Source organism: Rhodococcus spongiicola (assembly GCF_004011835.1).
GTDB lineage: Bacteria > Actinomycetota > Actinomycetes > Mycobacteriales > Mycobacteriaceae > Prescottella > Prescottella spongiicola.
Window position 1 is genome coordinate 145,538 of record NZ_RKLN01000003.1, and the last position, 26,935, is coordinate 172,472.

1 protein-coding gene is annotated in these 26,935 nt (G+C 69.8%); it reads right to left on the reverse strand.

Going from position 1 to position 26,935, the window contains the following annotated elements; translation table 11 throughout:
* Positions 1–26,907: a non-ribosomal peptide synthase/polyketide synthase gene (locus EF834_RS08860; protein WP_127946859.1), complete on the reverse strand. Its 26,907-nt coding sequence runs from the start codon at positions 26,905–26,907 to the stop codon at positions 1–3.
* Between the last annotated feature and the right edge of the window lie 28 nt (positions 26,908–26,935).

The window sequence follows — 26,935 nt, forward strand, 5'->3', positions numbered from 1 at the left end:
TCAGTGCTCGACCAGGTAGTCCTCGAGTATCGGACCGATCTCGGCCAGGACGGTGGGCTCGATCATCTGGTTGTGTTCGCAGTCGATGGTGAACTCGCGGATTCGCCCGGTGATCGCGGATTGCCACACCTGCGGTGAATGTTCCGGCGCGGCCTGACCGTTGCCGTCACCCCGGCCTGCCGTGAAGAACAGCAGGTCCCCGTCGAAGACGCCGGGTGAGTAGCGGTTCATGATCCGGGCGGACGTCGTGAAGCCCTCGCTGATCCGCTTCAGGTGTGCCGGAGTCAGCCCGGACTCCTGCCCGAGGGACTCGTCGAGCAGTTCGACGGCCCGTGCATAGGTCAACTCGCGGACGTCACCGTACGGGGTCAGATCCAGGCCCAGGCCCTCGAGGAGTTCGGCCACCGTCAGCGGGCCGGGCTCTTCCTCGTCCTCGGTGAGGTAGCTGTCCATGATGGCCAGGGTCGCGACCTCCTCGCCGGCGTTGCGGAGCTCGACGGCTATCGCGTGCGCGATGACACCGCCGAGCGACCACCCGAGCAGGTGGTACGGGCCGTGGGGTTGCACGACCCGGATCTCCTCGACATAGCGGTGCGCGAGTTGCTGCACGGAGTCGAAGTCCGGTCCACCGCTGAGCAGCGGCAGCTGCAGCCCGTACGCGGGCCGGTCCTTTGCCAGGTACTGGACGAGTCCGGCGTACCCCCAGGACAATCCGATACCGGGATGGACGCAGAACAGCGGTGGCCGGGCACCCTTGGGCCGCAGCGGAATCATCACGCCGAGCGCGTCGTCGACCGGGGATTCGCCGTGCCCGAGGTAGCCGACGGGCAGGTCGATCCGCTTGGCCAGCCCGGCCGGCGTCGGGTCCAGGAACATCGTCTGGAGCGGGATCTGTCGGCCCACCCTGGACTGCAGCTCGGACATGACGCGGGTCGCGGTGATCGAGTTGCCGCCGAGGTCGAAGAAGCTGTCGTCGATGCCGACGTGATCGACACCGAGCACGTCCGCAAAGACCTCGGTCACCGCTCGTTCCGTCGCGGTGGTTGGTGGCCGGAACTCCGCTGTGAGCGAGGTGAATTCAGGCGCAGGCAGGGCACGACGGTCCAGCTTGCCGGCCGGGGTCAGCGGGATCTCGTCGAGCACCACGATCGCCGAGGGCACCATGTGGGCCGGCAACTGGGCCGCCACGTGCACCCGCAACTCCCGCGATTCGACGGTGTGGCCCTCGACCGGACGGACGTAGGACGCGAGGAGGGTGTCGCCCGACGGTCCGGCGTGACCCAGCGTCGCCGCGAACGTGACCGCCGGATGCCGGGTCAGGACCGCGTCGATCTCGCCGAGCTCGATGCGGAAGCCGCGGACCTTGACCTGGAAGTCTGACCGGCCGATGTACTCGATGGTGTGGTCCGGCCGCCACCGCACCACGTCGCCGGTCCGGTACATCCGGGTCCCCGGCGCGCCGAACGGGTTGGCGACGAAACGCTCCGCGGTGAGGCCGGGCCGGTTGTGGTAGCCGCGGGCCAGGCCGGGGCCGGAGATGTACAGTTCGCCGGGTACCCCGACCGGGACCGGACGCAGGCGCCCGTCGAGGACGGCCTCGCGGAAACCGATGGCCGGGCCGCCGATGTTGACGACCTCCCCCGGTTGCATGGCCTCGCTGACGCTGGCCTGGATCGTGGTCTCGGTGGGCCCGTACCCGTTGAACATCCGGCGACCCGGAGCCCACTTGGACACCAGTTCCGGTGGGCACGCCTCACCGGCGACCGCGAGGACCTGCAGCGCCTCGAGCCCTTCGTCCTCGATCGACGCGAGCGCGGTCGGTGTGATGAAGGCGTGGGTGACGCGCTCCTGCGAGAGCAGTTCGGCCAGTTCGGTTCCGCCGTACACGGTGGGCGGCACGATCACCAGGTGGGCACCGGCGCTGAACGCCATCATCATCTCGAACAGCGAGGCGTCGAAGCTCGGGGACGCCAGATGCGAGACCCGCGACTGCGGGGTGACGGTGAAACGGCGCCGTTCCTCCTCCGTGAGGTTGCCGATGCCCCGGTGGGTGACGATCACGCCCTTGGGCAGACCCGTCGATCCCGACGTGTAGATCAGGTACGCCGGGTGGGCCAAGTGCAGTGACGCGGTGCGGTCGTCGTCGGTGATCGGCGCGGCGGACACCGCTGCCATGCGGGCATTGAGCTCGCCGTCGTCGAGAACGAGCCACGGGACCGTGTCGGGCAGCCGTTCGCGCAGTCCGGCGGTCGTCAAGCCGATCCTGGTGCCGGAATCGGTCAGCATGTACGCGATCCGCTCCGCCGGATAGTTCGGGTCCACCGGGAGGAAGGCGGCGCCGGTCTTCGCGACTGCCCAGATCGAGAGAACCTCCTCGATCGAGCGCGGCATGCCCAGTGCCACGAACGTCTCCGGGCCCACCCCGCGCTCACCGAGGACTCGGGCGAGCCGGTTCGACTGCTCGTCGAGCTCGCCGTACCTGACGGTACGGCCCTGGTACGACAGCGCGGGAGCGTCCGGGTCTATCGCCGCGGCACTCGTGAGCAGTTCGGGCCACAGGTGCGGTGAGACGGCGGTGGCGCCGGCGGCGGGCGCGAGTTCCGACAGTTCCGTCGAGTCGAGAATCTCGATGTCGCCGACGGCCCGCCCGGGATCGTCGGTGACAGCCCGCAGGATGCGGACGAACCGTTCCGTGAAGCTGTAAACGGTGGTCTCGTCGAACAGGTCGGTCGCGAAGTCCAGCGACGCCGCGACCCCGTTCGGCGAACCGTCGTCGGTGAACTCCTCGGCGAGAACGAATTCGAGGTCCTCCTTCGCGACCTCAGAGTCGATACCGACACCCTCGACGACGAGGCCCGGCAACTCGAGTCGGGGCCGCTCGTTGTTCTGGAACTCGATCGAGACCTGGAACAGCGGCGAGTACGACGTCGAGCGTGGCGGGTTGATTTCCTCGACGAGCCGTTCGAACGGGACCTCGGCGTGGCCGAACGCGGCGAGGTCCGATTCGCGGACCTGCCGGAGGATCTCGTCGAACGATTCGGCATGGCCGACGCGGGTCCGCAACACCAGGGTGTTGACGAACATGCCGACCAGATCGTCGAGCGCCGCCTCGCCGCGGCCGGCGATCGGAGTACCGATCGCGATGTCGTCCGTGTCGGCCAGGCGAGCCAGCAGCGTGGCGAGCGCGGCGTGCATCGCCATGAACATGCTGGCACCGTGGCGGTGCGCGAGTTCGGTGAGCCGGGCATGAACGTCAGCGGGAATCCGGAAGTTGACGCGCCCACCCCGGAACGACTGCTGGACCGGCCGTGGCCGATCGGTCGGCAGTTGGATCACATCGGGCACCCCGGCGAGTTCCGCGGTCCAGAAGGCGAGTTGGCGACTCAGCAGCGAATCGGGGTCGGTGTCCGAGCCGAGCAGTTCGTGCTGCCAGAGTGTGAAGTCAGCGTACTGGATCGGCATCGGCGCCCACTGCGGGGCGGTGCCGGCCGCACGCGCGGTGTACGCCGCCATGACATCCCGGCCCAGCGGGGCCATGGAGTAGCCGTCGGCGCAGATATGGTGAACGACGATCACCAGGACGTGCTGGTCCTCACCGATTCGGAGCAGTTGCGCACGCACCGGCGGCGCGGTGGTGACGTCGAATCCGGTCGAGGCGAACGCCGCGATGCGCTCGTTCAGTTCCTTCTCGTCCCGCACGGTCGCCGGGGCCAGATCGGTGAGCACGTCGGTGACCGGGACGACGTGCTGCGTCGGCACCTGGTCTACGGTCGGGTACGAGGTACGCAGCGACTCGTGCCGTTCGAGCACGTCCGCCATTGCCGCACGCAGGGCCGGGACGTCGAGATTGCCGGTGAGCATGACCGCCAGCGGGATGTTGTAGGCCGCCGACGCGGTATCGAACTGGTTGATGAACCACATCCGTTGCTGCGCCAGGGACAGCGGGATCCGGTCGGGGCGTTCGCGGCGGGACAGAACCGGCCGGCCGTACGTGGTGGCCGTCTCCCGCTCCCGCGCGATCCACTGCGCGAGACCGTGGATCGTCGGGGCCTCGAACAGCGCCCGCACGGGGATGTCCACGCCGAGGACCGCGCTCAGCCGCGTCGTGACGCGGGTCGCGGTCAACGAGTTGCCACCGAGGTCGAAGAAGCTGTCGTCGGTGCCGATCCGCTCCACTCCCAACACCTCGGAGAAGATGTCCGAGAGCGTGTACTCGAGAGGGTTGGTCGGAGCACGGAATTCGCCGATGGCGAACGCGAATTCCGGCTCGGGCAGGGCGGCGCGGTCCAGCTTGCCGACCGGGGTCAACGGAATCTCGTCGAGCACGATGATCGACGAGGGCACCATGTGCGCGGGCAGGTGCCCCGCCAACCGGTCGGTGACCGTCGGCGTGTGCACCGTGGCACCGGGGTTCGGCACCACGTACGACGCCAGGACGGTGTCGCCGGCCGGGCCTGGCACCCCGAGGGTCACCGCGAAGCTCACTGCGGGATCGCCCATGAGGGCAGCGTCGATCTCGCCGAGCTCGATGCGGAAGCCGCGGACCTTGACCTGGAAGTCCGTCCGTCCGACGTACTCGATCGTGCGATCCGGGCGCCAGCGCACGATGTCGCCGGTGCGGTACATCCGCTCCCCCGGCTTGCCGAACGGGTTGGCGACGAATCGCTCGGAGGACAGCCCGGGGCGCCGGTGGTAGCCGCGCGCGAGCCCGAGCCCGGTGATGTACAGCTCGCCGGGGACGCCCACCGGAACCGGTTGGAGTCGCCCGTCGAGGACGAGTTCCCCGACGCCCCGGATGGGGCCGCCGATCGTGATCGGGTCGCCGATGTCCATGGGGGCGCTGATGTTCGACATGATCGTCGTCTCGGTCGGCCCGTACGCGTTGTGGAGGTCCCGGCCGGGCGCCCACCGGGTGACGAGGTCCGGCGGGCACGCCTCGCCACCGAAGGTGACCTGGCTGAACTCGTCGAGCCCAGTCGGGTCGACCGTCGCGAGCGCCGCGGTGGTCACGAACGCGTGCGTGACCTTCTCGGACGCGATGAGCCGGGCCAGGTCCGCGCCGCCGAACACCGTGGGTTCGGCAATGACCATCGTTGCGCCCGCCCCGAACGCCTGCAGGTACTCGAACACCGCGCCGTCGAAGCTCGGGGTCGCGAAGTGCAGCGTCCGCGACTGCGCGGTCGCACCGAACCGTTCCCGCTGGTCAATGGCGAAGTTGTCGAGACCCTGGTGGGTGACCACGACACCCTTGGGGCGGCCGGTGGATCCGGAGGTGTAGACGACGTATGCGGCATGGTCGAGGCCGAGCGGGGCGGTGCGCTCGACGTCGGCGATCGGGGTGTCGGGGCGGTCCGCGCAGGCGGCGGCGAAGCCGGGATCCTCGAGCGTGAGCCAGGTGACCGTGTCGGGAAGCTGTCGCCGGTGGGCGGCGACGGTCAGTCCGAGCCCGGCACCGGAGTCGGCGAGCATGTACTCGATCCGCTCGAGGGGATAGTTCGGGTCGACCGGCACGAACGCGGCACCGGTCTTCGCGACCGCCCACACCGCGAGCACCGACTCGATCGATCGCGGGATACCCAGCGCTACATATGATTCCGGTCCGACACCCTGGTCGATGAGGACGCGTGCGATCTGCGAGGAGCGGGTGTCGAGGTCGCGGTAGGTCACCTCGCGGCCGGAGAATGTGAGCGCGACCGCGTCGGGATCGGCGGTTGCTGCATCGGCGAAGATCTCCGGCAGGGTCCGGCTGGACCCGCCGGGCTCGCCCAGCACCGGCGCCAGGCCGATCCGCTCGGACTCGGTGAGCAGGTCGAGCCGGGACAGGGGCTGTTCGGGTTCTGCCAGGAGATGGTCTAGCACCACGGCGACCCGGGTTGCGATCGATGCGACGGTGTCACGGTCGAAGTACTCCGGGAAGTACTCGAACTTGAAGTTCAACCGGTCGACCGCCGAGGCCACGAGCGACAGCGGATAGTGGGCGGCGTCGCGACCACCGAACCCGGTGACGTTCATCCCCGCGAGGTCGGTGTCGGCGGTGAGCGCGGTGGGGTCCATCGGGTACGACTCGAACACGGTCAGGGTGTCGAAGGTTACGGCCGGTCCGGTCGCCTTCTGGATGTCCGCCAGTCCCAGGTAGTGGTGGTCGAGCAGTGCGGTCTGTTCCCGTTGGACCCGGTCGAGGAGCTCACCGAGCGTCTCGGAGGCGTCGAGGGTGACGCGCACCGGGAGGGTGTTGATGAACAGACCGACCATCGACTCGATCCCGGGGATCTGCGGCGGCCGTCCGGACACGGTGCCACCGAACAGGACGTCGCTGCGGGCGGTCAAGGCGCTCAACACGATCGCCCACGCGGCCTGGACGACGGTGTTGAGTGTCACGCCGCGTTCGCGGGCCAGCGAGCGCAGCGCGTCCGTCTGCTCGGCCGACAGCGTGATCTCGAGTTCGTCGGTGCCGGTGGAGGCGCCGTCGATGCGGAAGTTCGTCGCGAGCAGGCTCGGCTCCTCGAGACCGGCGAGCGCGCGCCGCCACGCGGCCGTCGAGGCGGCGGTGTCCTGCCGGGCCATCCAGGCCAGGTAATCGCGGTAGGGATGGACGCGGGGCAACGCGGACGCGTCGGCGTCGGTGACGTACAACGCCAACAGGTCCTGGATCAGCAGCGGCGTCGACCACCCGTCGAGCAGGATGTGGTGGTTCGTGACGATCAGGCGTCGTTCCCCGCCACCCATGTCGACGAGCGTCATGCGGACCGCGGGAGCGACCTCGAGGTCGAACCGGGTGAGCCGGTCGGAAAGAGTGAGTTCGGCGTAGCGCCGGTCGCGGGCCCCCGCATCCAGGCGCGACAGGTCCACCTCGACCCACGGCAACTCGACCCGCTCCGGAATGACCTGGACCGCACCGACGGGCCCCCCGGCGCCGTCGACCGAGACGAAGGCCGCCCGCAGATTCGGGTGCCGGTCCAGCAGAGCCTGGCCGGCCCGCCTCAACCGGTCGGCGTCGACGACGCCGCCCAGCGACAGCGTCAGCTGTACGAGGTAGGAATCGACCGACTCCTCGGCGTAGACGGCGTGGAAGTGCAACCCGGCCTGCAGCGGCGACAGCGACCAGACATCGGTCAGGTTCGGGAAACGGTGTTCGAGGTCGTCGATGGCCCGCTGGTCGAGGCGCACCAGATCCAGGTCCGACGGGGTCAGTCCGCCGGCACCGGGGTGGGTGGCGTGCCGGGCCAGTCCGCCCAGGGCCCGCACCCACAGGTCCGCGAGTTCACCGGCATCGACCGCGGCGAGGACACCGCTCGGGTACGCCCAGGTGGCTTGCAGGCGTGGCCCGTCGGGGGTGTCCCTCACCATCGCGTTGATGTCGAGCACGTTCGCGACAGGCATGGTGGCGCTGGGCGCGTCGTCGAGTTCGATGTCGCCGACCGGAAGCCAGCCGACGCCTGCGGCCGAGCCGTCCGTCGCGATGCCGCCCAACCGGCCCAGATAGTTGAAGCTGACCTGCGGCACCGGCAGGTCGGCGAGCACGGGACCGGTCTGCTGGTTGAGGTACTGGAGCATTCCGAACCCGATGCCGTGGTCCGGGATCGCGAGCAGCTGCTCCTTGACGGCCTTGATCGCGGCACCGGCAGCGGGCCCGGCGGCGAACGCGTCGTCGAGGTCGATCCCGGCCAAATCCAGCCGGACCGGGAAGATCGTCGTGAACCAGCCGACCGTGCGGCCCAGGTCGGCGCCGGGCACCACCTGGTCCTCGCGGCCGTGGCCCTCGAGGTTGACCAGCGCGGTCATGGTGTCGTGGCCGCGGGTGCGCCGCCACCTGGTCAGGGCCATGGCGAGCGCCGCGAGCAGTGCATCGTTGACGTTGCCGCGGAAGGCGTGCGGGACGGTGGTCAGCAGCGCCTCGGTCACCGCGGCCGGCAGGTCGACCGTCACCTTCTCGACGGTGCCGTGGACGTCGACCTCGGGATCGAGCGGCCGCGACCCGATGACTTGATCGGGGGTCGCCAGGGCGGAACGCCACAGGTCGAGTTCCCGGTCCCGGCCCGGGGCCCCTCCGACCGCGGTGTCGACGAGGCCGTGTGCCCACCGTCGCATCGACGTTCCGGTCGGTGCGAGTTCGGGGACGGCGCCGTCGGCGATCTGCGACCACGCGGACGCCAAGTCGGGCACCAGGATCCGCCAGGAGACGCCGTCGACCGCGAGGTGGTGGACGACCAGCAACAGGCGTCCGCCCGCGGCACCGGCGTCGAACCACACTGCCTGCAGCACGTTCCCGGCCGCCGGATCGAGACGTCCGGCGGCGGCGTCGAGTTCGGACTGCGCGGCGTCGGTGAAGGTGGCCCCGGACAGGGTGTCGACCGGGACCCGCAGGAGCACTTCGGCGGCCGCCACGGCCCCCACGGGCCGGACCTGGATCGTCGGGTCGCCGGATGTGTCGAGCTGGGCGCGGAGCATGTCGTGGCGGTCCACGACGGCCTGGAGGGTGCGGGTGAGCTGGTCCTCGTCGACCCTCGGCGGCAGTGTCAACAGCACGCTCTGGGTGTATCGGCGGACGTCGTCGGTGCGTGCGAGGAGCCACCGCACGATCGGCGTGGCCGGGAATTTGCCGACGCCGCCACCGGGAAGTTCCTCGAGCCGAGTGGCCGGCTCCCGGTCTCCGACCCCGGCGACTGCCGCCAGTCCGGCGACGGTCCGGTGCTCGAACACGTCCCGCGGCGACAGCTGCAGGCCCGCGGTCTTCGCGCGCGCCACCAGTTGGATGGACATGATGCTGTCGCCACCGAGTCCGAAGAACGAGTCGTCCACGCCCACCGAGTCGACACCGAGGACCTCGGAGAACAGCTCGGCGAGGACCCTTTCGGCCTCGGTCTGCGGATCGCGGCTCGCGGTGGTCCGCAGCCCGAAGTCCGGTTCCGGCAGCGCCTTTCGGTCCAGCTTGCCGTTCGCGGTCAGCGGCAGCTCGTCGAGCACCATCAGGGCCGCCGGCACCATGTACGACGTCAACTGGCCGCCGACGTGGTCGAGAATCTCCTGCGGGTCCACCTCGACGCCGCCCTGCTCGCGTACCACGTACCCGACGAGGCGCGCCGGACCATGGTCCTCCTGACGGACGGTGACGATGGCCTGCGCCACCCCTGGGAAGTCGAGCAGCGCGGACTCGATCTCGCCGAGTTCGATACGGAACCCGCGGATCTTGACCTGGAAGTCGCTGCGGCCCAGGTATTCGAGCTGCCCGTCGTGGTTCCAGCGGGCCAGGTCACCGGTGCGGTACATGCGGGTGCCGGGCGCACCGTGCGGGTCGGCGACGAACCTGCCCGACGTGAGCGCGGCCCTACCCAGGTAGCCGCGGGTGAGCTGGTCGCCGGCGACGTACATCTCGCCGGTCACGCCCGGCGGCACCGGGTGTAGCCGCGAGTCGAGGACCATCACCCGCAGACCGGGGACGGCGCGGCCGACGACGCTGGCCTTGGCGGCAGCCGCGTACGGGCGGTCGAGTTCGAGTCGGGTCACGTGGACGGTGGTTTCGGTGATGCCGTACATGTTGACCAGCTGCGGGGCGTCGTCCCGATGGCGCGAGTACCACCGTCCGAGCTGCCCCAGGTCGAGTGCCTCACCACCGAAGATCACGTACCGGAGCGCGAGACCCTTCAGAGGCGGTGAGGATTCGGCCGCGAGCCGATCGGCCTCGGCGAGCTGGTAGAAGGCGGTCGGCGTCTGGTTGAGAACGGTCACCCCCTCGCTACGCAGCAGGTCGAGGAACATCTCGGGCGACCGCGCCGTGTAGAAGTCGACCACCACGAGCCGTCCGCCGTACAGCAGCGGACCCCACAGCTCCCACACCGAGAAGTCGAACGCATACGAGTGGAACATCGTCCACACATCGGTTTCGTCGAACCCGAACGTGTTGGCGGTGTTCTCGAACAGGGTCAGCACGTTGCGGTGGGTGACCTGGACTCCCTTGGGGCGGCCGGTCGACCCCGACGTGTAGATGACGTAGGCGACGTCGTCGGGGCGCAGCGGAACGCGCCGGTCGGCGTCGGTGACCGGGCCGGCCGGGCACGCCTCGATCGCGGCGGCGACGTCGTCGGCGTCGAGACGGACGAGCGGCACCCGGGTCTCGGGGATCGCGTCGGCGTCCGCGACCGTCGTCAGGACACAGATCGGCGCCGAATCGTCGAGCATGAACGCGAGGCGGTCAGCCGGGTAGGTCACGTCCAACGGCACGTATCCGGCGCCGGCCTTGACCACCGCGAGCAGCGCGACGACCAGGTCGATCGACCGGGGCAGCGCCACCGCGACCAGCGACTCCGGCCCGACCCCCAGTGCGACGAGGTGACGGGCCAGGCGGTTCGCGCGGGCGTCGAGTTCGGCGTAGGTCAGTGTCCGCCCGCCGGTCTCCGCCCTGGAAATGACAGCACCGCCGTCGGAGCCGGAAACGACGCCACCGCCGTCCCCGCTGTAGGTGACGGCACCGCCGTCGGCGAACCGTGCTGCGGCAACCGCGAACCGGTCGGCGAGGGTGGTCTCGGGTGCGCGGTGGCCGGGGTAGTTCCACTCGCGCAGCATGGTGGCCCGCTCGCGCACCCCGGTGAGTTCCACGTCGCCGGTCGGCTGGAGCGGGTCGCGGGTCAACGCGTCGAGCAGGCGGACGAACCGCTCCGCCACATCGCGCACGGTGGCGGCGTCGAACAGGTCGGTCGCGTACGTGAACGCCGCGTCCATGCCGTCGGGGACGCCCTGCTCGTCGTGCCGTTCGGCCAGGGTGAGTTGCAGATCGAACTTGGCGACCGACAGCTCGGCCTCGACCGGCTCGGCGGTCAGTCCCGGCAGTTCCAGTCGGGGCAGCTCGTTGTTCTGGAACTCGAGCAACACCTGGAACAGTGGCGAATGCGCGGTCGAGCGTTCGGGGGCAAGGACGTCGACGAGCCGCTCGAACGGCAGGTCCGCGTTCCCGAAGGCCGCGAGGTCGAATTCGCGTGTTCGCGCGAGCAGGCCGGCGAATCCGTCCGCCGCGTCGACCTGGCTGCGCAGCACGAGGGTGTTGACGAACATGCCGACGAGGCCGTCGAGTTCGGCTTCGCCGCGGCCCGCGATCGGGGTGCCGATCGCGATGTCGTCGGTTCCGCTGAGCTTGGCGAGCAGCACCGCCAGGGCGGCGTGTGCGGCCATGAACATCGTGGCGCCCTCGCGGCGGGCGAGCGCGGCGAGCGACCGGTGGATGTCGGCGCCGATTTCGAAGTGCACGCGGGCACCGTCGAAACTCTGACGTGTCGGACGGGGGCGGTCGGTGGGCAGCGAGATCGCCTCCGGCAGACCAACGAGCGCGTCCCTCCAGAACGCCAGCTGACGGCTCACCAGCGAATCCGGGTCATCCTCGGAGCCGAGGACGTCACGCTGCCACGCCGCGAAGTCCGCATACTGCACCGGCAGCGGCGCCCACTGCGGCAGGTGGCCGCCCGTCCGGGCCAGGTACGCCGTCATCACGTCCCGGGACAGCGGGGCCATCGAGAACCCGTCGGCGCAGATGTGATGCACCACCATCGCGAGCACATGCTCAGCGGGTCCGAGCCGCAGCAGCTGTGCACGCACCGGCACCGCGGTGGTCACGTCGAACCCGTCGCTGATCAACGCGGCGATCCGGGAGGCCACCGCGCCCGGCGGAACGTCGATCACCGCCAGGTCCGGTGCGGCCTGCGCGGCGGGCACGATGACCTGTTGCGGTTCCCCGTCGGTGGCCGGGAAGTACGTGCGTAGCGATTCGTGGCGCTCGAGCACGTCACGGACCGCGGCCTGCAGCGCGCCGGTGTCGAGTTCCCCGGTCAGGCGGACCGCGAGAGGGATGTTGTAGGCCGGTGACGCGGTGTCGAACTGGTTGATGAACCACATCCGCTTCTGCGCGAGCGACAGTGGCACCCGATGGGGCCGGTCGGTCGGAACGAGCGGCGGACGCGAGGCACCCTCCACGCTCTCGCGGGCGATCCAGCGGGCGAGCTGATGCGCGGTCGGCGCCTCGAACAGTGCGCGCACCCCGACATCGATGCCGAGCGCGGCGCCGAGCCGGGCGGTGAACCGGGTCGCGATCAGCGAATTGCCGCCGAGGTCGAAGAAACTGTCGTCGACGCCGATTCGCTCGAGTCCGAGGATCTCGGCGAACATGTCGACGATCGTCTGCTCCGTCGGGTTCGTCGGCGCCCGGAACGTCGTGGCGGACGGCAGGAACTCCGGTTCCGGCAGCGCCCGTCGGTCGAGCTTGCCGATCGGGGTGAGCGGGAGTTCGTCGAGGATCATGATGCTCGACGGCACCATCTGCGAGGGCAGTCGTTCGGCGACGAAGTCGCGCAGCTCCCCGGGCTCCGGATGGGCTCCCACGGTCGGGAGCACGTAGGTCACCAGTGCGGTCTCGCCGGTCGGACCCGGTCGGCCGACGGTGACCGCGAACCGGATGCCGGGGTGGTCACCGAACGCGTTGTCGACGTCGCCGAGCTCGATGCGGAAGCCGCGGATCTTGACCTGGAAGTCCGAGCGCCCGACGTACTCGAGCGCGTGCTCGGCGCCGACCCGCACGAGATCGCCGGTGCGGTACATGCGGTCACCGGGCCCTCCGTACGGGTTCGCGACGAACCTGTCGGCGGTAAGTTCCGGCCGGCGGTGGTAGCCGCGACCGAGGCCGGGGCCGGCGATGTACAGTTCGCCGACCACACCCGCCGGGACCGGGCGCAGGCTCGTGTCGAGGACCAGTTCGCTCTCCCCGTGGACCGGCGGGCCGATCGTGACTTTCTCCCCGGTCACGAGGGGTGTGCTCATGTTGGCCAGGATGGTTGTCTCGGTCGGGCCGTAGCCGTTGTAGAAGCGGCGTCCGTGCGCCCAGCGGGCAACCAGTTCGGGAGGCACGGCCTCGCCACCGACGACCACCTCGGTCAACTCGTCGAGGTCGGATGGGTCGATGGTGGCGGCGGCTGCGGCCGTGATCCACGCGTGGGTGAGGTGCCGTTCGCGGATCAGATCGGCCAGTTCGGCACCGCCGTAGATGGTGGTCGGTGCGATCACCATCGTCGCGCCGGCGCCGAAGGCGATCAGGTAGTCCAGGATCGCGGCGTCGAAGCTCGGCGTCGAGAAGTGCAACGTCCTCGAGGTCGGTCGCGTCGAGAAGCGGGTGCGGCACTCGTGGGCCACGCTGTCGAGGCCGTTGTGGGCGACGACGACCCCCTTCGGGCGGCCTGTCGTGCCGGAGGTGTAGATCATGTACGCCGGGTGCGTCAGGTGCAGCGGTGTGCGCCGATCGGCGTCGGTTATCGGCGCGGCCGATCGGGTGGCACACTGCTCGTCGAGGTCGGGGGCGTCGAGGACCGTCCACGGCACCGTGTCGGGCAGTTGGCCGCGCGAGGTCGCGACGGTGAGCCCGATGCCGGCTCCGGAATCCTCGAGCATGAATGTGACGCGGTCCGTGGGATAGTTCGGATCCACCGGGACGAACGCGGCACCGGTCTTCGTCACCGCCCACGCCGCCGTCACCGACTCGATCGATCGTGGAATACCGAGCGCGACAAATGATTCCGGCCCGGCGCCCTGCTCGATGAGCAGGCGAGCGAGGCGGTTCGAGCGTTCGTCGAGTTCGCGGTAGGTCACCTCGGTGTCGTCGGAGACGAGCGCCACCACGTCCGGGTTCGCGGCCGCGGTATCGGCGAACATGGCGGCCAAGGTGCGGGCCGGCGGTGCGGGTCGTCCCCGCAGCGGCACCAGATCCGCCCACTCGTCGTCGTCGAGTAGCCGCAGGCCGGCCAACGGGCACTGCGGATCCTCGGCAATGCTGCTCAGGACGCGGGTGACGCGGCGGGCGATCGATTCCACCTCCGCGCGGTCGAACAGTTCGGGCAGGTACTCGAACTTCATCCGCAGCTGGTCGTCGGCGTTCGCGGCCAGGGTCAGCGGGTAGTGGGCCGCATCCATGCTCTCGTGGATACGCACCAGCCGCAGTCCGGCGATGTCGGTGTCCAGCGCGGCCGTCCGGTCCACGGGATACGACTCGAACACGGTCAAGGTGTCGAACGCCAGGGCCGGACCGACGGCGTCCTGGATCTCGGTCAGGCCGACGTGGTGGTGGTCGAGCAGACTGGCCTGCTCCTCCTGGACCCGGTGCAGCAGTTCACCGACGGACTCGCTCGGCTCGAGTCGCACCCGCACCGGCAGGGTGTTGATGAACAGACCGATCATCGTTTCGATGCCGGGGATCTGCGGTGGGCGCCCGGACACGGTCGCGCCGAACACGACGTCGTCGCGGCCGGTCAGGGCCCCGAGCACGATCGCCCACGTCGCCTGCACCATCGTGTTCAGGGTGACGCCCCACTGCCGCCCGATCGACGCCAGTCGCGCGGTCAGGGCGGGCTCGAGCGCCGTCTGGATGGTGTCCGGGATCGTCTTCTGCTCGCGAGCCCGGTCGAGTGGTGCGAGCAGCGTCGGTTCCTCGAGACCCGCGAACGTATCGGCCCACACCCGCACCGAGTCCACACGGTCCCGCTGGGCGATCCACGCCAGGTAGTCGCGGTACGGCTCGACCCGTGGCAGGGCGGTCGCGTCCCCGTCGGTCGCGTACAGCGCGAGCAGTTCCTGCATCATCAGCGGCGTCGACCAGCCATCGAGCAGGATGTGGTGGTTGGTCAGGACCAGGCGGTGCTCGTCGGGGCCCGTGCGTACCAGCGTGAAACGGAGCAGCGGTGCGCTCGCCATGTCGAATCGTCGGGTCCGGTCCTCGGCCAGCAGGCGCGCCAGCGCGTCGGCCCGTTCCGGCTCGTCGAGTTCGGAAAGGTCGATGTCGGTCCACGGCAGGGTCACCGGGTCCTGGATCACCTGCACCGACGAGCCGTCCTCGGTCTGGACGAACGCCGCCCGCAGATTCGGGTGCCGGTTCAGCATCGCCTGGCCGGCCCGCCGCAGTCGGTCCGGGTCCGCACCGCGGACGTCGACCGTCATCTGCACCAGGTACGAGTCCACGGAGCGGTCGGCGAACAGCGCGTGGAACAGCAGGCCCGACTGCAGCGGCGAGAGCGACCACACGTCGGTCAGGGCCGGGAACCGATGTTCGAGCGCCTCGATCTCGTGCTGGTCGAGCGAGACCAGGTCCAGATCCGACGGGGTCGCCCCGCCCGCTCCGGGCCGGGACACGTGTCGGGCTAGCGCGATCAGTGCCCCGGTCCACAGTCTGGCCAAGTCCTCGACATCGCGCGCGGTGAGCACCCCAGACGGGAAGCCCCACGTGGCACGGATCTGCGGGCCGTCCGCGCCGTCGATGGTCACGGCGTTGATGTCGAGAACGGACGCCGCCGGCAGGTCCGCATCCTGGAGGATGTCCAGGTCCGCGTCGTCGGTCGGCACCCAGCCGGCCTCGCGTTGGTCGTCGGGCACGGCAGAGGTGAACCGGCCGAGGTAGTTGAAACTGACCTGCGGGGCACGCAGGCCACGCAGTGCCCGTTCGCCGTCCGCGTCGAGGTAGCGCAGCATGCCGAAGCCGATACCGTGATCGGGGACCGCGAGGAGTTGCTCCTTGATCGCCTTGACCGCCGCACCGGCACCACGGCCACCGGTGAAGGCATCGTCGATGTCGATACCGGTCAGGTCGAGCCGGACCGGGAACAGGGTCGTGAACCAGCCGACGGTGCGCGCGAGGTCGGCGCCGGGCAGCACCCGGTCCTCACGGCCGTGGCCCTCCAGGGTCACGAGCGCATCGGCTCTGTCGCTGTCACGTCCCCGTTCTCGGCGCCACCGCACGAGCGCGAGTGCGAGCGCGGTCAACAGCCCGTCGTTGACGGAACCGCGGAAGACCTCGGGGACGGTCGTCAGGAGCGCCTCGGTGACATCCGGGGACACCTCGACGGTGACCGAGTCCACGGTCGCCGCGACGTCGACGGCCGGATCCAGCGGTCGGGCACCGAGGAGCGGATCGTCATCGGACAGCACGTCCTGCCACCGTTCGAGTTCGGCGTGGCGCTCGGGTGCGGCGTCGAGCAATCCGTGCGCCCAGCGGCGCATCGAAGTGCCGACCGGCGCGAGATCGGGTTGTTCCCCGGCGGCGAGCTGTGCCCAGGCGGTCGCGAGGTCCGGCACCAGGATCCGCCACGACACACCGTCGACGACGAGGTGGTGGACGACGATCAGCAGTCGGCCGCCGTCGTGGTGGGAGTCGAACCACACCACCTGGACCATTTCTCCGGCCGCGGGGTCGAGACGGTCCTCCGCGGCATCCAGTTCGGCGCGGACAGCGCCGGCGAAGTCGTCGGTGCCCGGTGCCGAATCGACCTCCACGCGCCGGATCAGCCACTCCGCGTACACAGTGCCGGGAGCCGGGACGATCAACCGGTGTTCTCCGGGACGGATCCGGGCCCGGAGCATGTCGTGCCGGTCGAGCACTGCCTGCAGCGCTCCGGCGAGCGTGGCCTCGTCGAGCCCGGCGGGCACGGTGAGCAGCGCGGCCTGCGAGAACCGGTTGTGGCGACCGCCCCTACCGAGCAGCCAGCGGGTCACCGGGAGCAGCGGCACCTCGCCGAGCCCCCCGCCGTCGAGTTCGGCGAGTACCGTCGCCCGCTCGCCGGTCTCGGCGACGGCCGCCAACGCGGCGACGGTCTTGTGGTCGAACACCTCCCGGGGCGAGAAGTGCAGGCCGGCGGTCTTCGCCCGCGACACCAGCTGGATGGACATGATGCTGTCGCCACCGAGCGCGAAGAACGAGTCGTCCACGCCCACCGAGTCGAGGCCGAGCACCTCCGCGAACAGGTCGGCCAGCAGCCGCTCCCGCTCGGTCCGCGGCGCCCGTCCCGTCGACACCCGCGCCCCGAAGTCCGGGGCGGGCAACGCCTTCCGGTCGATCTTGCCGGCCGGGCCGAGCGGCAACGCCTCGAGCACCATCACCGCGGAGGGCACCATGTAGGCCGCGAGGAACGTGCCGACGAATGCCGAGATCTCGGCGGGATCGAGCGCAGCGGTGTCCGCGGGGTCCTCGGGCACGACGTAGCCGGCGAGCCGGCTCGCCGGTCCGGAGCCGTCGACGGTGACCACCGCGTGCGCGACCCCCGGGTACTGGCGCAGCGCCGACTCCACCTCGCCCAGTTCGATGCGGAACCCACGGATCTTGACCTGGAAGTCGGTGCGGCCCATGTACTCGAGTTGGCCCGACCCGTTCCATCGCACCAGATCACCCGTGCGGTACATGCGGGTGCCGGGTGCGCCGAACGGGTTCGGCACGAACCGTTCCGCGGTGGTGCCGGGACGATTGTGGTAACCGCGGGCCAGGGCAGCCCCGAAGATGTACAGCTCGCCGGGAACTCCGACCGGCACCGGGTGCAGACGCGCGTCGAGAACGACGACGCTCGTCCCCATCGGCGGTCGACCGATGGTCACCGGAACCCCCACGGCGAGAGGTTCGCTCAGGCTCGCGACGACGGTGGACTCGGTGGGGCCGTACGCGTTGAACATGCGCCGGCCGGGTGCCCACTGCGCCACCAGTTCCGGCGGGCACGCCTCCCCACCGGTGACGACGCATTCGATCCGGTGCAGCCCGGCCGGATCGACCGACGCCAAGGCAGCGGGTGTGACGAACGCGTGGGTGACCTCCCGTTCCCGCAGCAGATCGCGCAACTCGTCGCCGCCGACCACCGACGGCGGTGCCACGACCATGGTGGCGCCGGCGCCGATCGCGAGCAGCAGTTCGAGAATCGAGGCATCAAAGCTCGGCGACGAGAAGTGCAGTGTCCGCGAACGCGGCGTCACGCCGAACCGGGAGCGCTGCTCGGCCGCGAAGTTCGCCAGTCCGCGGTGCGGGACCACGACGCCCTTCGGCGTGCCCGTCGATCCGGACGTGTAGATCAGGTAGGCGGGGTCGTCGAGCCGCAGCGGACGCAACCGGTCCGCGTCGGTGACGGCGCCACCGGATTCTGTCCGCAGCCGGGTGCGGGTGTCCGCGGCGTCGAGGACGATCCACTCGGTCGACCCCGGGAGGCTGTCCCGGTGCTCGGTGGTCGTGACACCGACCTGGGCGCCGGAATCGGTGAGCATGTGCGCGATCCGGTCGGGAGGATAGTTAGGGTCGACCGGCACGAATGCGGCGCCCGCCTTGGCGACCGCCCACGTAGCGGTCACCGATTCGACCGAGCGCGCCAGCGCGAGCGCCACCACGGACTCCGGGCCCACGCCACCAGCGATCAGCAGTCGCGCCAGGCGATCCGATCGGGCGTCGAGATCTCGGTAGGACAGTTCGGTGTCCTCGAAGATCACCGCGGCCGCGGCCGGGTCCACCGCGGCCGCGGCCGCGAGCAGCTCGGGCAGGGTTCGCGCAGGCACCCCGGCACCACCGCTCACCGGCGCCAGGTCTGCCTGCTCGGTCGGGGTGAGCAAACCGATGTCGCCGACGCGCAGGCCCGGATCGGTCGTCACCGCGTTCAGCACCGCGATGAACCGTTCGGCTAGCCGTGCGACCGTGGCACGATCGAACAGGTCTGTGGCGTAGGTGATCCCGGCCGCCATCCCCAAGGGCTCACCGGATTCGGAGAACTCCTCGGTGAGCGACAGCTGCAGGTCGAAGTTGGCGACCTCGGTACCGACGTCGACGACGGTCGCCGTCAGGCCGGGCAGCGCGAGGCGGGGCTGTTCGTTGTTGCGGAACTCGAGCATCACCTGGAACAGCGGCGAGTGCGCGGTCGACCGCTCGGGGGCGAGGGCGTCGACCAACCGCTCGAACGGCAGATCCGCATGGTGGAAGGCCTCGAGGTCGACCTCCCGCACCCGATCGAGGAGTTCGGTGAACGTCGCGGTCGGATCGAACCGGCTGCGCAGCACGAGGGTGTTGACGAACATGCCCACCAGGTCGTCGAGGGCGGCCTCGCCGCGACCGGCGATGGGGGTCCCGATCGCGACGTCGTCGGTGTCGCCGAGGCGGGCCAGCAACGACGACAGGACGGCGTGGACGGCCATGAACACCGTCGAGCCCCGGCCGTGCGCAATCGCCACCAACCTCCGGTGTGCGTCCGCGTCGACCCGGAACTGGTGCACGGCGCCGCGCATCGACCGCTCCGCCGGCCGCGGCCGGTCGGTCGGCAACGCAAGCACCTCGGGCAGATCGTCGAGGGTCCGCGCCCAGTAGGCGAGTTGTGTCGAGAGCAGGCTGTCGGGGTCGTCGGTGCTGCCGAGGACCTGCTGCTGCCAGATGGAGAAGTCCGCGTACTGCACCGGGAGCGGCGACCACTGTGGCGCACTGCCGTCCACGCGGGCGATGTAGGCACTCATCACGTCCCGCGCCAGCGGAGCGAGTGAGAACCCGTCGGCGCAGATGTGGTGGACGACGATCACGAGCACGTGGGTCTGCGGTCCGATCCGCAGCAGCATCGAGCGGACCGGCGGGGCGATCGTCACGTCGAACCCGGTCGACGCGAACTCTGCGATCCGCTCGGGCACCTCCGTCTCGGTGGTCGGGACCGGCTCGAGATCCGGTGCGACCGCGGCGGTGGGCACGATCACCTGGGTCGGCTCGCCCTCGACCATCGGGAACCGGGTGCGTAGCGACTCGTGACGCCCGAGGACGTCGGCGATCGCAGCGCGCAGCGCGCTGCGATCGAGTTCACCGTCGAGGCGCACCGGCAGCACCACGTTGTAGGCCGGGGATGCGGTGTCGAACTGGTTGATGAACCACATCCGCTTCTGGGCCACCGAGACCGGTACCGTCGGCGGCCGCTCCCCCACCACCAGTGGTGGCTGGTCCGCGCCCCGGGCACCGGACGCCTCGATCCGCATCGCCAACGCCGACACGGTCGGGGCGTCGAAGACGTCCCGCACCCCGATCCGGGTGTCGAGCGCCGCATTGATCCGCGCGACCAGGCGGGTCGCGGTCAGCGAGTTGCCGCCGAGGTCGAAGAAGCTGTCGTACACGCCGACCCGCGCAGCCCCGACCAGGTCCGTGAAGGTCGCCGCGAGGATTTCCTCGACGGGATTGCGTGGGGCCACGAACTCGGTTTCCGTGGAACGGAATTCGGGAGCCGGAAGGCGACGTCGATCCAGCTTGCCGGTCGCACCCAGCGGGAACTCGTCGAGCACGAGAATCTGCGCGGGAACCATGTACGCCGGCAACGACTCACGCGCCGCCTCACGCAGCGCCACCGGGTCGACGTCCACACCCGGCTCGGCGATGACATACCCGATCAGCGCTTCGCCGACGATCTCGTCGCTGCGCACGATGACCACGGCCTGCGCGATACCGGGCCGCGCGAGCAGCGCGGCCTCCACCTCGCCGAGTTCGATGCGAAGACCCCGCAGCTTCACCTGGAAGTCGGTACGGCCGATGTAGTCGAGCGCACCGTCCGTCCGCCAGCGGACCACGTCGCCGGTGCGGTACATCCGTGTTCCCGGTGCCCCGAACGGGTTGGCGACGAAACGTTCCGCGGTCAGATCGGGGCGGCCGACGTAGCCGCGGGCCAGTTGGACACCCGCGAGATACAGTTCGCCGGGCACGCCCGCGGGCACAGGGTGCAGACGTGAATCCAGAACGAACACCTGGGTGTTCCACACCGGTGCACCGATCGGCACCGACACCGTGTCGGCGCCGGTGTAGGCCCGGTAGGTGACGTCGACAGCCGCCTCCGTGGGACCGTAGAGGTTGTGCAGGCGCGCACCCGAGGCCGCGGCGAAGTCGGCGAATGCGGCCGCGGTCGCCGGTGGCAGTGCCTCGCCGCTGCAGAACACGGTCCGCAGCGATCGGCAGGGTCCGGGCTGCGCGTCCGCGACGAACGCCGCGAGCATCGAAGGCACGAAGTGCGCGACCGTGACGTGGCGCTGTTCGATCAGCTGCGACAGGTAGGCCGGATCGCGGTGGCCGTCGGGGACCGCGATCGCCAAGCTCGCTCCGGTCTGCAACGGCCAGAAGAACTCCCACACCGAGACGTCGAACGTCGCCGGCGTCTTCTGCACGACGACATCCGACGCGGTGAGGTGGTACTCGCCCTGCATCCACGCGAGCCGGTTGACGATGGCGGAGTGGCTGACCGCGACCCCCTTGGGGCGGCCGGTCGATCCGGACGTGTAGATCACGTACGCGATGTCGCCGCCGCTCAGGCTGCCGCGGCGTTCCTCCGGCCGGATCGGTCCGTCGTCGTGGCCGCTGAGGTCGAGGCGGTCGATCTCGATCACGTCCGCGTCGGAGGGCAGGGGGCCGTGATCGCGTCGGGTGGTCAGCACGCACACCGGGGAGGCGCTGTCGAGCACGTACTCGGTGCGCGCGAAGGGGTGGTCGGGGTCGAGTGGGACGTATGCGCCACCGGCCTCGACGACCGCGTACATGCCGATCAGCAGGTCGAACGAGCGCCGCATCGACAGTGCCACCCGGGATTCCGGCCCGACGCCGCGCGCGATCAGCGCGCGTGCGAGCCGGTGGACTCGTGACGCGAACTGTGCGTACGTCATCTCGTCGTCGCCGAAGGTGAGGGCGACGGCGTGCGGCGTGCGGCGCGCTTGCGCCTCGAACAGGTCCACGAGTGTCGCGTCGGGGACATCGTGCTCGGTGGCGTTCCACTCGCCGAGGAGCAATTCCGGTTCGCCGTCGACGAGGACGTCGATGTCGCCGATGCGCACCGCGGTATCGACGGTGATCGCCTCGAGCACGCGGACGAATCTTTCCGCAACCGCCGCAACGGTTTCCCGGTCGAACAGGTCGGTCGCGTACGAGAACGTGGCACCGATCGGACCGGGACGTCCCGCCTCGTCGGCGGACTCGGTGAGAATCAGCTGCAGGTCGAACTTCGCGGTGCCGGTGTCGACCTCGTCCACCTCGACCGTGAGACCGGGCAGCTCGAAGCGGCTGCGGTCGTCCCCCTGCAGTACCAGCATCACCTGGAACAGCGGCGAATAGGCGGCCGACCGGGTCGGGTCGAGCACCTCCACCAGGCGCTCGAACGGTACGTCTGTGTTGCCGAGCGCCGACAGGTCGGTCGCGCGGGCCCGGGCGAGCAGGTCGCTGAACGTCGACGTCGGTTCGACCTGCGTGCGCAGCACGACCGTCCCGACGAACATGCCGACGAGGTTGTCGAGTTCGGCCTCGCCGCGCCCGGACACCGGCGATCCGACGGTGATGTCGGTGGTTCCGCTCATCCGGGCAAGCAGCACCGCCAACGCGGCGTGCAGCACCATGAACAGGCTCGCCTCGTTCTCGCCGGCGATGTCGAGGAGCCGGCGGTGCAGGTGCGGCGCGATCGTGAATTCGGTGGTTGCCCCTCGCATCGACTGCTGCGGCGGACGCGGCCGATCGGTCGGCAGCTCCAGCAGGTCTGGCACCCCCGCCAGCGAATTGCGCCAGAATTCGAGCTGGCGGGCGACGACGCTGTGCGGATCGTCCTCCGCACCGATCAGGTCCCGCTGCCAGAGCGAGTAGTCGGTGTACTGGATCGGGAGCGGGGACCACTCCGGTGCCGTGCCGGCGGCGCGGGCCCCGTAGGCGATCATGACGTCGCGGGCGAGCGGCGTCATCGACATCCCGTCGGCGGCGATGTGGTGGACCACGAGCGTGAGCACGTGGTCGTCGGGGCCGACCCGCCACAGGTCGGTCCGGACCGGCGGGTCGACGGAGACGTCGAATCCGCCGGTGGCGGCCGCCGTGAGGCGGGACGGCAACTCGTCCTCGCTCACATCGACCGGGGCCAGGTCGACGACGATCTCCGACACCGGCCGTACCGACTGGATCGGGCCGTCGGCCGTGTTCGGGAAGACGGTGCGCAGGGTGGCGTGCCGCTCGATCACATCGCCGAGCGCCGCGCGCATGGCCGCGACGTCGAGCGCGCCACGCAGGCGCACCGCGATCGGGATGTTGTAGGCCGCGGAAGAGGTGTCGAACTGGTTGATGAACCACATCCGCTGCTGGGCGAGCGACACTGGAACCGGGCCGTCGGGCGTGCGCGGCACGAGCGGCGGCCGTGCCCCGTGTCCGGGACCGGCTTCCTCGACGCGGGCGGCCAGTTCGCCGACGGTCGGAGCCTCGAAGAGGTCGAGAACACCGAGTTCGGTGCCGAGGGTGGCGTTGATGCGCGCGACGATGCGGGTGGCGGTGAGCGAGTTACCGCCGAGGTCGAAGAAACTGTCGGTGATCCCGATCCGCTCGACACCGAGCAACTCGGAGAACACCCCCGCGATCCTCTTCTGGTCGAGTGTCGTCGGTGGCTGGAACTCTCCCCTGCCGATGTCGAATCGAGGTTCCGGCAGCGAGCGACGATCCAGCTTGCCGGCCGGTGTCAGGGGCAGCGAGTCGAGGACGACCACACTGACGGGGACCATGTGGGGCGGCAGGAGGTCGGCGACGTAGGCGATGACGTCGGCACCGTGCAGCTCCCGGTTGCCGCGCAGCTCCCGGTTGCTGTCGGGCTGGACGTAGCCGACGAGCAGCGTCTCACCCGACGGCCCGACGAATCCGGTGGCCAGCGCGAACCCGACCTCCGGATGCGAGCGCAGCGCGGTCTCGATCTCCCCGAGCTCGATCCGGTACCCACGGATCTTGATCTGGAAGTCGGTGCGGCCCAGGTATTCCAGCTGTCCGTCACGATTCCAGCGCACCAAGTCACCCGTTCGGTACATGCGCTCCCCGGGTGCGCCGAACGGATTGGCGACGAACCGCTCGACGGTGGTGCCGTTGCGCTGATGGTATCCGCGGGCGAGGCCGTCGCCGTGGACGTACAGCTCGCCGGCGACCCCGACCGGGACGGGGCGCATGCGGTTGTCGAGGACCACCGCGCCGATGCCCAGTGGCGGGCTGCCGACGGTGACCTCGTGACCGACCTCGAGTGGTGTCGACACACTCGACACCACGGTCGCCTCGGTGGGACCGTACGCGTTGAACATCCGGTGCCGCGGCGCCCACTGCTCGACCAGGTGCGGCGGGCACGCCTCGCCGCCGGTCACGACGCACTCGAGATCGGTGAGCGCCGTCGGGTCGACCGAGCCGAGCGCGGCCGGGGTGATGAATGCGTGGGTGACCCGCTCGACTCGCAGCAACTCGGTCAGTTCGGCCCCACCGAAGATCGTCGGGGGCGCGATCACCATCGTCGCACCTGCTCCGAACGCGAGCATCAGCTCGAGCACCGATGCGTCGAAGCTCGGCGACGAGAAGTGCAGTGTGCGGGATTCGGGGCGGACCCGATACCGGGTGCGTTCGTCCTCGGCGAAATTCGCCAGTCCGCGGTGCGTGACCGTCACACCCTTGGGGGTGCCCGTCGACCCCGACGTGTAGATCAGGTATGCCGGGTTGTCGATGTGCACCGGGGCCAACCGGTCCGAGTCGGTGACCGCGTCGCCGGACCACTGGCGCACCTGCTCGGCGAAACCCGCCGCGTCGAGCACCAGCGTCGGTACCGTGTCCGCGACCGCGTCGGCGTGCGCGGTCACCGAGAGCGCAAGTACTGCACCGGAATCGGTGAGCATGTGCTGGATCCGGTCGGCGGGGTAGTTCGGGTCGACCGGGACGAACGCGGCGCCGGCCTTGGCCACCGCCCACACCGAGGTCACCGATTCGAGCGAGCGCGGCATCGACAGTGCCACCACCGACTCCGGGCGCACTCCCCGGGCGATCAGCATGCGTGCCAGACGATTCGAGCGCTCGTCGAGTTCTCGGTAGGTCACCGCGCGACCCTCGTACGACAGGGCCGCCCGGTCCGGATCCCGGTGAGCCGCCGCCTGCAGGAGGTCCGCGAGCGTGCGGGGCGCGACCCCGTCTCCGCCCCATACCCGGGACAGCGAGCGACGCTCGTCGTCGCCCAGCAGGTCGATGTCGGCGACGAGGGCGGCGGGGTCGTCGAGCACCTCGTCGAGCACGCGAACGAAGCGTTCCGACAGCGCCTCGATCGTCTCCCGATCGAACATGTCGGTCGCAAACGTGAAGTAGGCGTCGATGCCGGCGGGCACGTGGTCACCGGCCCCGTTGCCGGAGAAATCTTCCCGGACGGACAGTCGCAGGTCTAGCGCGGAGAGGTCGGATCCGGTCGAGGTTCCCCGGAGCACGAACTCATCGGTGCTCAGGTGCGGGGTCTGGCCGTCGAGGAACTCGAGCATCACTTGGAACAGCGGCGAGTGGGCATTCTGGCGGGTGCGGTCCAGCGCCTCCACCAGCTGCGCGAACGGTGTCTCGGCGTGACGGAACGCGGCGTGTTCCGACGCGCACACATCGGTGAGCAGCTCGTCGAACCTCACCCCGGAGGGAAGGCGGGTACGCAGGGCCAAGGTGTTGACGAACTCACCCGCGTGGTTCCGGCCGGCGACGGGTGTCCCGATCGCGACGTCGTCGACGTCGGCCAGCCGGGCGAGCAGGATCGCCAGCGTCGTGTGGACGACCGCGAACACGGAGCAGCCCCGTGAGCGGGCCATCTCGACCACTGCCCGGTGTGTGTCGGGCGAGATGGTGAAGTCGATTCGATCGCCGTCGAGCGCCCGCCGGCTCGGTCGGGGGCGGTCCGCCGGCAGCGCCAGGATGTCGGGTAGCCCGTCCAACTCGCGGGACCAGAACTCCAGCTGTGCTGCGGTCCGCAGCAATCGTGCGCCGACGACCGAGCTCTCGGCGTGAATGTCGGCGACCCGGGTCATCGGTTCTGCGAGCACGAACTCCTCGACCAGTTCCCGGAACCGACGGTGGTGCGTCTGCAGTTCGACCTGCGAGTACCTGTTGGGATTGGCGCGGAACTCGACGAAAGTCGTTGCCGGGGTCCCGCTCTGGAAGAAATTGATCAGCAGATCCTCGACCGGTCCGGACGTGACGATGTGGTACTCACCCTCGATCGGTCCCAGGGTCAGGTTCTGGTTGAACAGCATGACGTTGACCATCGGGCCGGCCAGTCCGCGTGCCGTGCCGGAAAGGCCGGCGTCGCGGCGGATGTCCTCGATGCTGCAGCGCTGGTGCCGCAGGGCGCCCATCAACTCGAGTTGGATTCGTCCGACGACGTCGGCGACGGTGTCTTTGGGTAGAACGGTCGCCCTCAGGGGCGCGACGTTGACCAGCATGCCGCCGGACCGCTGCAGCGGGGCGGTTGTCCGGGCCGAGACAGGCATGTTGACCAGCACGTCCGTGCGCCCTGTCATCCGTGCCAGGTAGCACGCGAAGGCCGCGATCAGGACCGCTGCCGGAGTTGCCCGGTATCGGCGATCCGTCGACTCGAGGGCGTCGATCACCGCGGCCGGCAGGGCCGCCCTCTCGTGCAGACCGACGGCCGCCACCGGACCGTCGGCGTCCGCAAGCGTGGTGCCACCTTCGATGCCTTCGATGTGATCGGCCCAGTACTCGCGATCGGCCTGGAACCGACTCGACGACCGGTATTTCCGGTCGATGGTGAGCAGTTCCCGGAGATCGAGTGGCTTGTTCGGTTCGGGTTCGCGATTCTCCACCGCCGCGGTGTAGAGGGCGGCGATCCGGTTCGCCATCGTCATGCCGCTGTAGCCGTCCAGGGCCACATGGTGAATCCTGGTGTACCACAGGTAATCGCGGTCTCCGACCTGCAGGATGGTCATCTCGACCAGGCGGTCCCGCGTGAGGTCGATGGTTGTGGAGTAGTCGTGGTTCATCCATTCGTGCGCGGCGGCCATGGGATCGGCCTGATCGCGTAGATCGACTCGACCGATCGACACGACTTGGTCGTAGTCGACCAGCTGCCAGGGTTCGCCGTCCACGTCCACGAGCCGCAGGAACGGCGAGTGGAACTCCTCCGCCGCCGCTACCGCGGAGCGATCGAGCAGGTCCAGATCGAGGTCGCCATGCAGAGCCACGTACTGGGCGACAAAGTTCGGTACCCCAGGCGTGAGCTGTTGTGCGAACCAAATACTCCGCTGGGCCGAGGAAAGCGGGAACGCCTCGGCGGGAAGATCCGGAGTACCGGAACCGTTGGAGTTCGGTTCCCGAGATCCTGACATCTTCATTTACAAGCCCCCTGAGAGCGGAATGCCC